Here is a 13,170-nt window from a genome sequence, read left to right as displayed (position 1 = left end):
CGAAATACTGTCGCGCTACTTTATAAAGAGGGCTTGCTGTTAGGCACAGGTAGTTCTTGCGCTACCTATTGTAGCCTTGGTCTGTGTTACACTGTTTACCTTTTTCAACACCATGGAATTAATGTTGTGCTCTACCACGTATTAGGCTTAGCCAGTGCTGCCCTTTTTTTACTCACGTGGACAGGGCTATATGCCCAAATTAATGCCATGACACGGTATCAACATGTCACCAGCGACGCCAACCACAGCTTATCACTCAATCAGTTTGGCTCTAGTTACTTTGCGTTTTTTTCCATCTTTCTGTTTGGCATATCTGTTGAACCGTTTAATCACTACCTCGTGTGGACACGCTTTGGCGCTCTCGTTCTGACGCTGATTATTTTATGGAAAATCTGGCAGCATCGGCGTAATAGAATCGCCAGTTCCGTCGCCCTCATTGCTTCTATCTCGCTTATAGGTGGATTGGTTTCTATGGCTTTTCGTCCTTTCCCCGCCTTAGCGCAATTTGGGGCAAATACCTTGATGTTGGTCGTCACAGTTATTTTGTTTCAGGGCTCATTACATCAATTGCTGGTGTTGCGTCGTCGGCAAAAAGTGGGTTCCCTTTCATTTGCCCTATTCCGAAATATTTTAATCAAAGATGTCAGTACGCTAATGTTTGGATTAACCATGCCGTTGAGTCAAAGTTGGCCGCTGCTCATATTAAATGGCACGAGCGTGGTGATGAGGGGAAGTATTTTAATTCAGATGCACAGGCTAAAACGCCGAGAAAAACTCGGCGCGACTTGAGTAATCATTGTTTATTAGCGACGGGGTTACAACGCCACTTCTGCCATGTTACCTTTGCTTTCTAGCCAAATTTTACGGTCGCCGGAACGCTTCTTATTGAGTAACATGTCCATCAGCTCCATCATTTCCTCAGCGTCTTCTATGGTCAGCTGAACAAGCCGGCGGGTGTTGGGATCCATGGTCGTTTCCCTAAGTTGCATGGGGTTCATTTCACCCAAACCTTTGAAGCGTTGCACATTGACTTTACCGCGCTTTTTCTCTGCCTCTATGCGATCTAAAATCCCCTGTTTTTCACCTTCATCCAAGGCGTAGTACACTTCTTTACCCACATCAATACGAAACAGAGGAGGCATGGCGACATACACATGTCCCTGATCCACCAACGTTCTAAAGTGGCGTACAAACAAGGCGCACAACAGTGTGGCAATGTGAAGTCCATCAGAGTCCGCGTCGGCCAAAATACATATTTTGCCATAGCGCAGCCCCGATAAATCTGTCGAGTCTGGGTCAATACCCAACGCCACTGAAATATCGTGAATTTCCTGTGACGCCAAGACTTGAGATGAATCCACTTCCCAACTGTTTAGAATTTTTCCGCGCAGCGGCATAATAGCCTGAAATTCTCTGTCGCGGGCTTGCTTTGCCGAGCCTCCCGCCGAGTCACCTTCTACTAAAAAGAGTTCAGAATAGGTGATATCCTGAGACGAACAATCGGTCAGCTTACCCGGTAAGGCTGGGCCTTGGGTCACCTTCTTACGGGCCACTTTTTTAGTTTGACGCAAGCGACGCTGCGCATTGTTTATGCACATCTCTGCCAACGCTTCGGCAATTTCAGTGTGTTGGTTTAGCCATAAACTGAATGCATCTTTTACCACACCCGACACAAACGCACTGGCTTGACGTGATGACAAGCGCTCTTTAGTTTGCCCTGCAAACTGAGGGTCTTGCATCTTGGTCGATAAAATATACGCACAGCGATCCCAAATATCATCGGGCGATAGCTTCACGCCTCGGGGCATCAGGTTTCTGAATTCACAAAATTCGCGCATAGACTCCAATAAGCCCTGGCGCAACCCGTTGACGTGGGTACCGCCTTGTGCCGTGGGAATAAGGTTCACGTAACTTTCTGTGACTAAATCGCCCCCTTCAGGTAACCACATGACCGCCCAATCTGCAGCTTCGGTATTACCACTGAAATTACCCACAAATGGCGTATCTGAAGGCAGAGTTTCAAACTCCTCAACCGCCTGATATAAGTAATCTTTTAAGCCATCTTCGTAGTACCACTCCTGGCTTTCTTTGGTAATTTTATTGTCAAAGCGAATGCGCAGCCCCGGGCTTAATACTGCTTTAGCGCGTAGGTTATGCACCAATCGACTGACAGAGAATTTTGCTGAATCGAAATACTGGGGGTCAGGCCAAAAATGGACACGCGTACCGGTATTACGCTTACCGCAGGTATCAATAATTTGTAGTTCTTCTACTTTGTCGCCATTTTCAAAGGCAATCTGATAAACGTTACTGTCTCGTCGAATCGTCACTTCAACCCGGGTTGAAAGTGCGTTTACTACCGAAATACCCACGCCGTGCAAACCACCGGAGAACGCATAATTTTTGTTCGAGAACTTTCCCCCAGCGTGAAGCTTACACAAAATAAGTTCCACCCCAGATATACCTTCTTCTGGGTGGATATCAACCGGCATCCCCCGCCCATCATCAATCACTTCCAGCGACTGATCTTCGTGCAAAATAACTTTGATATTAGACGCATGGCCTGCCAGCGCTTCATCCACACTGTTATCAATGACTTCCTGCCCCAAGTGATTTGGCCGGGTAGTGTCGGTATACATACCAGGGCGGCGTTTTACGGGTTCAAGGCCGTTGAGGACCTCGATAGCATCTGAATTGTATTGATTTGACATAGTTATGGTTGTTATTTAAGCCAACGACAAAGTAAGAAATACGCCGCACAGTGAATAAACATGGCCGTGCAACGCAAGTAATATTTTGATGGTAGCAGGGCTTGATAAGTGTGGCAATGCGCTTATTTCAGCAAAAATTCTGCAATGGCGGGTAGGTGATTTTCGTAACCTACAAAGCTGTGATCGCCGCCCTCTTCTATTAACAGCTGGCTTTGTTCGTATTTCTGTGCAGCCTGCGTGTAATCTAAGGTCTCATCCTGAGTTTGTAGCATGACTTTATAACATGAAGGGTCGCTTAAGGCGTTGACTTCCAATGACTTAATCACCGCCATATCACTTTCCACTATAGCGAATTTTTCGCCACTATAGGGGTTTTGATGATCGCCAATAAAGCTTTTAAGTAATTCATAAGGACGCACTGCCGGGTTAACAAGTACGGCTTTACCACCAAACTGCTCGAGCAGAAAAGTAGACAAATAGCCGCCCATGGAACTGCCTATTAATCTGAGTCCCCCTTCTAATAAAGCTGGCGTTTGTTCAATAAGGTCTATCAATTGCGGCTGGACTTTGCTGGGGTAATTAGACAACGCGGGCACATGTAATGTGACATCGCGGTGATGCTGTTCAAAATAAGCTTTTGTTGCTTGTGCTTTAATTGATTTAGGTGAGCTTAAAAAACCGTGAAGATATAAAATGTGCTGCATGCTTTTCTCATTGTTCATATGTAATTTCGTTAAACCGCTAAGGCCAAGTACCTTATGTTAACGCAAGGCGTTTAACGTCAACCTCGACAATACCATCTGAGTGTAAAGAAAGAATTTGATAGCCTGGCGCCTCTCGACTCACGCCAAATTCGGCCTGCATCTCCCATTGCCAACAAGTAGACGGGCACCCATAAGACGGGGTTGCGCTATCACCAATATGCTGTCGTAGAGAGGAGTGAATATGCCCATGAATAAGAGCTTTTACCTGCGCGGTGCGACTGACAAACACCTCCAGTGACTGAGCATTGTGTAAAGCATGCTTGTCCATCCAACTACATGAAGGCTGAATATGGTGATGTAAGGCAATCAGGTGATGGTAGTCTGGCCATGTTGCAACATTTGCGGCTAACGAATCGAGTTGCTGTTGACGGATTTCACCTTTGGCGGTATTGGGTTGTGACGATATACGGGTATCCATTCCCGCTATTACCCAATTATCAAGTAATAGCGGCGCATCGCAAGTCAAATTCTTGTGCCCTAACTGTTCGTGAAAGTAGGGATTGTTGTCGTGATTACCTGGTAGTACGTACCACGGCACGCCCTGCGCTTCTGTATATTCACGCATTAAGGTAACAAAGTCGGTATAACTTTGCTCACTGCTGTCACCACTGATATCCCCCGTAGTTAACACCAATGTCTTGCCAATGTTGTCTTGTAATCGTGGTTGCATGGCGCGCAATACACTACTAAGCGACGCATAAGGCGATATCTGGGCATACCCTTTTTTCGCCTTGTCGCTAAATAAATGACAATCGCTAATCTGAATAAGTGTGATCACGCTTCAAAGGCAACGTTAGAGGCATGGGGTAAACAGAATTGCAGCCATTCTGCGAGGAAAATGTTTACCATGTGTTTTTCATTTCGCTGCCGCATTTTTATATTGGGGTAGCTATAGGATGGCTGCAGTGCCCCTGTGTTCTGACTATTGATCACCTCAGCCATTCGCGCATCGTGGTATAAACGAACAGTCATTGAAGGGGTGAGATACGCGGGCATTTCCTGCGTTGTTTGTCGAATACTCAGCGTACTGGTGTAGCGCGCCGATTCAATAATACGAATTTCGTAAGACAATCCTTTGCCAACGGAAAATTGGTAGCGCAAATCTTCCGTGTCACAGTCGGGCAAAATGCGCAGTACATGAGCATAGTTCAGTTCGCATAGCGCCTGCATTGACGGAAGATGAGGGACATATTTGCGTTGGTTGTGTAAAGTCACGTTGTCTGCCACTGCTTGAGAAGTTTTGTTTTGTGCATAAAGAACCATTGTAGCGCAATTACCGCCGCGGCGTTGTCAATATGGCCATTTTCCAGCCATTCAAGGGCAGTACTTTCTTTAACCCGATGCACTTTAATGTCTTCCGACTCACTGTCTAAGCCGTGCAAGCCATGCGCTTTGCTTGCGTCGGTTTTGGCAATAAAAATATGTAACCTTTCAGAGGTTCCACCTGGACTGGAAAGATAGCTCAGCGCTTTTGTAAGCTTATCTAGGGTAATCCCCGCTTCTTCCATGGATTCTCTGTGGCATACTGACTCCTGCGTTTCCCCCTCATCAATCATGCCAGCGATAATTTCAATTAACCAAGGACTTGAAGAAGTGGCTAACGCCCCAATTCTTACCTGTTCAATAAGCACGAATTCTTGACGTTCTGGGTCATAGGGCAACACGCCAACTGCATGTCCACGTTCAAAAATTTCTCGACGGACAGTTTCGCTCCACTCACCGTTAAAGCACTTGTGCCTGAATTGATATTGATTCATGGTAAAGAAACCGCGATACACTGGCGTAATGTCAGTAATTTCGACGTCATTTGAGGTAAATGAAAGGAATTCCTTGTTCATTTGCTGATACTTTTGTTTCAAATACATTTATCATACATAGTACATTTACACACCAGCCATGTATATGCGTGTAGCACGCCTTAGGCTAGATGTGAAAGAATAACAGAAAACTCATATTGCAAGTCGCTATTACAATAATAATCGCGTGGGTAGATCACATATTCTGTTACAGTTAAACGAAGACTGTTACGAGTTTGGACTTTCGGTTTGTGGTTGATTTTTCATACACTTGGTTTTAATTAGTCGCTTATCGTTTAAAAGGCGATACAACTTGAACACAACAGGAAGACGTAAGCATGAAACGAACACTTCTGTCGCTGGTTATCGGAGTTTCAATGACAACTGGTGCGCTAGCCGATGACCTTATGCAGGTATATCAACAAGCATTGGCCAACGACCCTCTCGTAAACCAGGCGAAAGCGCAACGAGATGCTGCGTTTGAAGGAATTACCCTAAGCCGCGCCAATCTTCTACCCCAACTCTCTGGTTCGGTTAGCTACACCATGTCAGAGGCCGAACGCTTTCAACAAGCGGCGGGCGACGACGGCCTGCGGGTTTTCACCACTGACTCTGAAGTTGATACCATGCAATATGGTGTTTCTTTATCAATGTCACTGTATGACCATGCTAACTGGTTAGGATTAGATCGCGCTGAAAAAGTGGCAGAGCAAAGCGATGCACAACTTGCTGCCAGCATGCAAGATGTAATTGTGCGCACGGTGACCGCGTATTTTGACGTATTGCGCGCCAGAGACAGCGTAGAATTTGTTGGTGCAGAAAAGCGTGCTATCGAGCGTCAGTTAGAACAAACCCGCCAACGCTTTGAAGTGGGCTTAACTGCTATTACCGATGTTCACGAAGCACAGGCAAACTACGACAGCACGGTGGCTCAGGAAATTCAGGCGAAAAACCAACTTGAGTTTGCCCTGGAAGCGCTGCGTGTGATCACGGGTAAATATCACGACCGCTTATACGGTTTGAATAAAGAGAATTTTTCAGCCACCATGCCTGTTCCACAGACTGTAGATAGCTGGCTTGAAACCGCACAAGATAAAAACCTGGCGTTGTTGGTCGATCGCCTTGCGATGGATATCGCGAAAGAAGATATCGCTATCGCCCGCTCTGGTCATTTACCTACGCTGTCATTAAGTGGTAGCTATGGTCGTTCAAAAGACGATGTCAATGCAGATGTAATTAACGATGATGGCTCCACTTCGCCATTTGGGTATAAAACACCTTATCTTAACAGCCAGTCCATTGGCGTTACGCTAAATGTGCCTATCTATCAAGGGGGCCGCGTTGACACCCAGACGTCTCAAGCCAAGTATAACTATGTTGCCGCCAGTCAAGCTGCCGAGCAAACATACCGTCAGACCGTTCAGTCGGTGCGCAGTTCGTTTAACAACGTCAAAGCTTCCATTTCCACTATTCGCGCATTGGAACAATCGGTGGTCTCTGCTGACAGTGCATTAAAGGCGACGGAGGCAGGGTTTGATGTAGGTACGCGAACCATTGTTGACGTGTTAGACAGTACGCGTAATTTATTCGATGCCCGTCGTAATCTGGCAGGAGCGCGTTATGACTTCATTCAGTCTGTTATTACCCTTAAACAGGCCGCAGGTACGTTAACGGGTGAAGATGTGGCCATGATAAATCGCGGTTTGCAACCAGTTGAAAGCCGCGACAACGGTTAAGCAACTAAGCATTAATACAAAATCAAGGGTAGCGTGATGCTGCCCTTTTTTTTGAAATACGTGTATCTGGTATGACGGGAATAGGTTTTATCGCGTATCAGCGAACAGGGGTAAACTTTTCTAATGCGTTAAGCAATTGCTCGCACTCTGCACACAAATCTTCTGCATTTTGCTTGCTTGATACGAAATTCGTCAGTTGAGTATATACTGCGTTCAATTTTTCTTGCAGTACCTGTAACTCATCATCCATGATTAGCCCCCTTTTTTGTTTTTATAGTTAGACATTCGATTTAGTATAACGCCAAAGGAACTTAGCTCAACCCCTTTGGTTATTTGATTGACCTTTTAAGTGATAAACAACAATGCAAGCCTCTGAACTTCAAAATAAATTTGAACGGATCCGCGCTAACAAATGGTTTGAAGCCTTTGTAATCAGCGTGATAGTTATATCTGCCCTCTTAGTAGGCGCTAAAACCTATGAACTCCCGTCGGGCATGTCCTCGGTAACCCTTTTTCTCGATTGGTTTATCAGCGCCTTTTTCCTCACTGAAATTACTATTCGATTTCTTGCAGAAAAGCGTAAACGCTATTTCTTCAAAAGCTTTTGGAATTGGTTTGATACCCTTATTGTGGTGATAAGCCTCATTCCGGCTGACGACGCAGAATTAGCAGTAGTAGCCCGCTTAGTCCGTGTATTTCGGGTGTTGCGGATGATATCGATTATTCCCGAATTGCGTATTCTACTAGTTTCACTGGTCAAAGCCCTCCCCCAGTTGGGATATGTAATGCTACTGATGTTTATCATTTTCTACATCTACGCCGCAGTTGGCAGCACATTGTTTGAAAACATTAATCCCGTCTTATGGGGTGATATCACTATCTCCATGCTGACGTTATTTAGAATAATGACGTTTGAAGACTGGACAGACGTAATGTATGAAACGCAGGAAGTGTACTCACTTAGCTGGGTTTTCTACCTAACATTTATATTCTTCACCGCGTTTGCCTTCTTAAACATGGTAATAGGTATTGTCGTTAACGTAATGGAGCGGGAAAACGAGAAAGCCCGTGCCGAAAAGCAAGCAGAACTGCTTGCCGAACAAGCGGCTAAAGGTAATGCAGAGCCTACTTTAAAAGACGTTATGGCTGAACTTAACGCAATAAAAACCCAACTTGCTCAGAAGCAATAAAGCGGAAAAAAGCAAGGGCATAGTCACCAATCGCGAAAACCGAACTGGTACAAAGAATATGAACATGGCATAAAAAAACGCCCAATGAATACATTGGGCGTTTTTACTGAAAAGTGATATCAGCTGTAATTCGTCATCGACACTTTCTAGATATTGTATTTAGCTTTCAGTGCCTCAACGCGCGCTTTTGCCGTATCAGAGGTAAACTCTCGGCTGGCTAAACGGCGCTTCGCTAGGGTCTTTTTATCCATGCTTAGGAGTAACTCAACATGATTCAGATAGACCTCTTCGTTAGGAATAGGACGGATAGATATCTCTTCGTACAAGGCCAGCGCAGCGTCTTTTTCACCTTTGGCAATGTAGATTTGTGCCAGCGTATCCACTGCGTCGGCATTTTGGCCTTGTAAAGACACTGCGCGCTTTGCCAAGGACTCAGCTTTACTGAGATCGCCATCCTCATAGGCCAGATAAGCCAGATTATTGAGTACCACAAAGTTATCGGGTGACCGCTTAAGAATGTCTTCATACGTCGCTATTGACGATGCTCTATCTCTTTGAATCTGTCGCTCAGCCAATAGCATTGTGCTTTGTATGTCTTGAGCATTATCCTTAACGTGCTGCGTGAGGAAGTTATAACCCTGCTCAGCGTTGTCAGAATTCTCATAAATGGCCAACAGCAACAGAGCGTTGTCAGCATTTGGCGTTGCCTCATAAGCGACTTTTGCATTATCCACCGCGTCGCTAGCATTACCATCAAGCAATTTAAGACGAGCGATCACCCCCTGAACAAAGGGCAATGCTTTCACCTCATCTGTCGCGCTATTGACAATATCCCAAGCGGGTTTGGGTTGCGCTAAGCGAGTATGGAAGTAAGCTTTCAATAAACTTAGTCTGGTGTCGGCACGCTTCTTCAACACGTTGTTCGTCAGCGTAAGCGCTTCTTCGAATTGCCTTGTAGCGTCTAGGATTAACAATTTACCTAGTACTGCATTGAGGTCCTGCGGGTAGAAAGATAGCCAACTGTCAAAAAAGGCCACTGCATCATCAACTTTGTTTAATGCAATGAGTGTTTGGCCTTTTAGATTCCAGTAAGACAGCGGGGATGCCCCATCACCTTGAACCTCGGCAAGTAACTCATGGGTTTTATCAAGTGACCCTTCTAAAGAGTAAAAACGGGCCAACAAAATACGCAGATTAAGATCGTCAGTGTTACTGTCTAACTGTTTTTGTGCGTGAACTAGCACGTCTTGGGTTTGCCCTTTTTCAGCCGCAAGTGCATACCAGATAGTCAGCGCTTGAATATCCGTGGGTTGCGCCTTAATAACGTTGCGCACACTTGCCATTGCTTCATCTTTTTTATCTTGTGCTATGAGTAGCTTTATTTTCGCGTATTCTACTTCATTGTTAGCATCATCAAGCTGACCGGCCTGATCAAGATATGACTGCGCTTTATCGAACTCTTTTTGCGCTATCGCAATACTGCCTAAATAAACCAGAGGGACAGCCGTTTTTGGTGACGTCTGGTGCCACTGCTCTGCAGCTTGTTTAGCTTTATCTAACTGATTGGTGGCAATGTAGGCGCGTATCAAGGTATTTTGCGTAGTGACCGATTCTGGCGCTTTTTCTACCGCCTGCTCAAGGTTAACCAAACCTTCGATGTCGTTAAGCGATAACTGCAACACACCCAAGCGCGATAAATCTTCTGCAGTGGAGCTAACCGTTTCGGTTTTCTCCACCATTTTCTTAGCACCCACAACGTTGCCATCTTTAAGAAGTTGGTAACTCGCTTTAGAAAATAGTGCTGCGTCAGAGGTTTGCTCACCCTCAACTCTGGCTAGTACTTCCAGCGCTTCATCGTTCTCTCCCAGTTGCAGCATACTGTCAGCGAGCATACGCAGTCCTGGGTGATTATCTGGTAAACTTGATGCAACCATGGTCAAGTGACGCTGAGCTGCTTCAAAGTCTTGAATCTGATAAGCACTAAAGCCTGCCACAAGACGCACAACCTGATCATTACGTCCGTTTTGCACTGCCACCTCAAGGTGCTCCAGTGCCTTGGCAAAGTTACCTTTTGCAGACTCAATAATGCCCTTGAATGTATTTAACAACGGGTGGTTTTCATTGAGTTTTAGCAACTCATCAACAATTGGATCCGCTTTAGCCAGCTGTTGGTTCTGAACCAATAGCGCCGCATAAGTAAATTTATTCGCAATGTCTTCTGGGTAAGACTTCATATAGCTACTGTATACGTCAATAGCTTTGTCTGATTCATTCTGTTGTAAATAAAGACTGGCTAGCTGCTGCAATACATCGCGATTTGAAGGCGCTTGCTCTCTCAATTGCTCGGTTGCTGCCACAGCCCCTTCCAGATCGTTGTCTAGGATATAGGTATAACTATCGATTAAGCCCTTATATACCGAACTGGTATCCAGAGTGCTTAACTCAGTTAATAGTGCTCGCGCTTCCTCTGGCTTATTTAGCCTGACTAATGATTGAAGTTTATAGAACCCCACTTCTGCTGACTCGACAGCTGTCATTCCTTCTGCAGCATGGTCGATATTCATCAACGCATTTTCAGCGCCAGTTTGCTGATACGCCAACGACAAAATCGGAATAATTTCACTTGCTGGGTAGCCCAACTCTAACGCTCTATTTAGTTCTTTTTCTGCAGCGATAAAGTTGTTCTTTTGAATGTATAGTTTACCCAGCTCTGCACGTGCTTCTGCCGAATCAGGCGCTTTTTGAATCGCATTCTTATATTCTACGATGGCCGCATCAATTTGCTGTTGAGAGACAAAAGCTCTCGCATCAACTAAATGGCTTTCCGCTGATTTTTCAGTACACCCCACCATTAAACTACTTAACAAAAGCACGGCTACTGACGCGCCTTTCAGCAAATTCTTTCTTTTATTCAATTTCATATTGATTCCTTGCTACACCTCAGTATGTATATTGACATATTAATTCACACTGTTCGCTGTTTATTTTTCCACCGCAAATATGTAATTTCGTGGCAACCAAGCTATTATTCGAATATACTATAGGCTTTTGCAACACTGCTGGCACGCTAGATTGCGTTTTTACGCTAAACCTTGTTTGCCGCGCCCTCCATATTTAATGCACCAGGATCCTTAATGACCACAACTGTCGACATGACATTTAAAGACCTCAATCTACCAGAACCTATCTTACAAGCCCTTGAAAAAGTTGGCTACGAGAAACCGTCACCAATTCAGGCTGAAAGTATTCCTCTTTTGCTTGATGGTCACGATTTACTCGGTCAGGCACAGACAGGGACAGGAAAAACCGCCGCGTTTGCCCTGCCTATGTTGGCAAATATCGATCCTGAGCAACGTAAGCCGCAATTACTGGTATTGGCCCCAACCCGTGAACTAGCCATTCAGGTTGCCGAGGCGTTTCAGGTTTATGCGAGCTTTAGTCAAAAAATTAAAGTACTTCCAGTATACGGCGGTCAGTCGTACGACAACCAAATTCGCCAGCTTAAGCGGGGCGTGCAAGTGGTTGTGGGTACACCAGGCCGTATCATCGATCATATTAAGCGTAAAACACTCGACTTAAGCGAACTTAAGTTTCTAGTGCTTGACGAAGCTGATGAAATGCTGCGCATGGGCTTCATTGATGATGTGGAACTTATTCTTAGCCACGCACCAGAAGAGCGTCAAACTGCGTTGTTCTCAGCCACTATGCCCGGCCCAATTAAGAAAATTACTCAACGCTATTTGAAAGACCCTAAGCACGTTAAAATTGCGTCTAAGGTAAGCACCGCGAGTACTATTCGCCAGCGTTACTGTCAAATTGCGCCACACCACAAACTTGAAGCGTTAACGCGTATCATGGAAGTGGAAGTGTTCGACGGTATGATCATTTTCGTGCGTACGAAAACGGCAACGGTTGAGCTAGCTGACAAGCTATCTGCTCGTGGTTACGATGTTGAACCACTTAACGGTGATATCCCGCAGGCAGCCCGTGAGCGTACCGTTGAAAAGCTTAAACAGGGCAATATCGACATTCTTGTTGCTACTGACGTAGTAGCACGTGGTCTTGACGTTGAACGTGTAAGTCATGTTATTAATTACGATATCCCGTACGATAGTGAGTCTTACGTACACCGCATCGGCCGAACTGGTCGTGCTGGCCGTCAAGGTGATGCGATCTTATTTATTTCACACCGTGAAAAGCGCTTACTGTTCTCTATCGAGAAAACCACTAAGCAGCCTATTGAAGCAATGCCTATCCCTTCAATTAGCGAAATCAACGAGACACGTTTAAGCCGTTTCAAGCAATCGGTTGCCGAAGCAACACAAGACGATAGCATTGAATCACTAATGCCTATTGTTGAAATGCTTAAAGAAGAAAACGAAGCGTCTCCAGAAGTATTGATGGCAGCGCTACTTAAAATAGCGCAAGGCGACGAGCCGCTTATTCTTAAAGAATCAGATCGTCCGGATATTAATAGCAAGCCACAGCGCGATAGCCGTGACAGAAACTCTCGTGATGGTCGTGACGGTCGCGAAAGAAAGCCAAAAGTACCACGTGGGAACCGCAAGCCTGAAGAAGGCATGCAGCGCTTCCGCATTGAAGTAGGTCACGTACATGGTGCTAAGCCAGGTAATATCGTAGGTGCTATTGCTAATGAAGCTAACATTAATTCAAAGCACATAGGTGCCATTGAAATTTATGACAACTTCAGTACGGTTGACCTTCCAGAAGGCATGCCGAAAGAAACCCGTGACACGCTGCAAGGCACACGAGTAGCAGGTCAGCGTTTGAACATTCGCGAGTGGTCTGACACACCTCCACCGAAACGCGAAGGACGTGGCGATCGCGGCAACCGTGGTGAAAGAGCGCCCCGTGGTAACCGTGAAGAGCGTGGCAATCGCGGCGATCGTGAAAACCGCAAGCGTAAGAACTAAATAACAGCAAACTAAGCCTTTATATAACTATTCGCAATA

11 protein-coding genes are annotated in these 13,170 nt (G+C 45.5%); 4 read left to right on the top strand and 7 right to left on the bottom strand.

Features of this window, described 5'->3' with window-relative positions; all coding sequences use genetic code 11:
* Positions 1 to 126: 126 nt before the first annotated feature.
* Positions 127 to 789: a hypothetical protein gene (locus ACMCM8_RS01515; protein WP_412724759.1), complete on the top strand. Its 663-nt coding sequence runs from the start codon at positions 127 to 129 to the stop codon at positions 787 to 789.
* 26 nt (positions 790 to 815) lie between these two features.
* Here the strand turns inward: ACMCM8_RS01515 and parE are convergent, their stop codons facing one another.
* The 5 genes from parE to nudF form a co-directional block, all read right to left on the bottom strand.
* Positions 816 to 2,711 (bottom strand): DNA topoisomerase IV subunit B, encoded by a 1,896-nt coding sequence (parE, locus tag ACMCM8_RS01510; RefSeq protein WP_412724757.1) that lies wholly within the window; start codon positions 2,709 to 2,711, stop codon positions 816 to 818.
* Positions 2,712 to 2,833: 122 nt separating this feature from the next.
* The gene (locus ACMCM8_RS01505; RefSeq protein WP_412724755.1) at positions 2,834 to 3,415 is read right to left on the bottom strand and encodes a YqiA/YcfP family alpha/beta fold hydrolase; all 582 of its coding nucleotides are present in this window, start codon (positions 3,413 to 3,415) and stop codon (positions 2,834 to 2,836) included.
* A gap of 52 nt (positions 3,416 to 3,467) precedes the next feature.
* Complete coding sequence (locus tag ACMCM8_RS01500) at positions 3,468 to 4,253, bottom strand: metallophosphoesterase (protein WP_412724753.1); 786 nt, start codon at positions 4,251 to 4,253, stop codon at positions 3,468 to 3,470.
* Positions 4,250 to 4,645 carry a DUF1249 domain-containing protein gene (locus ACMCM8_RS01495; RefSeq protein WP_412727578.1) on the bottom strand — a complete coding sequence of 132 codons (396 nt, stop codon included), beginning with the start codon at positions 4,643 to 4,645 and terminating at the stop codon, positions 4,250 to 4,252. The genes ACMCM8_RS01500 and ACMCM8_RS01495 overlap by 4 nt, the downstream gene beginning before the upstream one ends.
* A 41-nt stretch (positions 4,646 to 4,686) precedes the next feature.
* Positions 4,687 to 5,313 carry an ADP-ribose diphosphatase gene (gene nudF, locus ACMCM8_RS01490; RefSeq protein ID WP_412724751.1) on the bottom strand — a complete coding sequence of 209 codons (627 nt, stop codon included), beginning with the start codon at positions 5,311 to 5,313 and terminating at the stop codon, positions 4,687 to 4,689.
* A 296-nt stretch (positions 5,314 to 5,609) separates the two neighbouring features.
* Here nudF and tolC point away from each other — a divergent pair, with 296 nt between their 5' ends.
* Positions 5,610 to 7,007: an outer membrane channel protein TolC gene (gene tolC / locus ACMCM8_RS01485; protein WP_412724749.1), complete on the top strand. Its 1,398-nt coding sequence runs from the start codon at positions 5,610 to 5,612 to the stop codon at positions 7,005 to 7,007.
* A gap of 97 nt (positions 7,008 to 7,104) precedes the next feature.
* Here tolC and ACMCM8_RS01480 read toward each other — a convergent pair whose 3' ends face one another.
* On the bottom strand, positions 7,105 to 7,257 hold the full coding sequence (locus tag ACMCM8_RS01480; protein ID WP_412724747.1) for a hypothetical protein: 153 nt from the start codon (positions 7,255 to 7,257) through the stop codon (positions 7,105 to 7,107).
* Between the two features lie 112 nt (positions 7,258 to 7,369).
* Here ACMCM8_RS01480 and ACMCM8_RS01475 point away from each other — a divergent pair, with 112 nt between their 5' ends.
* The gene (locus ACMCM8_RS01475) at positions 7,370 to 8,197 is read left to right on the top strand and encodes an ion transporter (RefSeq protein ID WP_412724745.1); all 828 of its coding nucleotides are present in this window, start codon (positions 7,370 to 7,372) and stop codon (positions 8,195 to 8,197) included.
* A gap of 146 nt (positions 8,198 to 8,343) precedes the next feature.
* Here ACMCM8_RS01475 and prsT read toward each other — a convergent pair whose 3' ends face one another.
* On the bottom strand, positions 8,344 to 11,118 hold the full coding sequence (prsT, locus tag ACMCM8_RS01470) for an XrtA/PEP-CTERM system TPR-repeat protein PrsT (protein WP_412724743.1): 2,775 nt from the start codon (positions 11,116 to 11,118) through the stop codon (positions 8,344 to 8,346).
* Positions 11,119 to 11,331: 213 nt separating this feature from the next.
* Here prsT and ACMCM8_RS01465 point away from each other — a divergent pair, with 213 nt between their 5' ends.
* Positions 11,332 to 13,131 carry a DEAD/DEAH box helicase gene (locus ACMCM8_RS01465; RefSeq protein WP_412724741.1) on the top strand — a complete coding sequence of 600 codons (1,800 nt, stop codon included), beginning with the start codon at positions 11,332 to 11,334 and terminating at the stop codon, positions 13,129 to 13,131.
* Positions 13,132 to 13,170 lie beyond the last annotated feature (39 nt).

Source organism: Alteromonas sp. D210916BOD_24 (assembly GCF_047159385.1).
Lineage (GTDB): Bacteria > Pseudomonadota > Gammaproteobacteria > Enterobacterales > Alteromonadaceae > Alteromonas.
The sequence above is the reverse complement of the archived record's forward strand: the minus strand, read 5'-3'. Positions and strand labels throughout refer to the sequence as shown.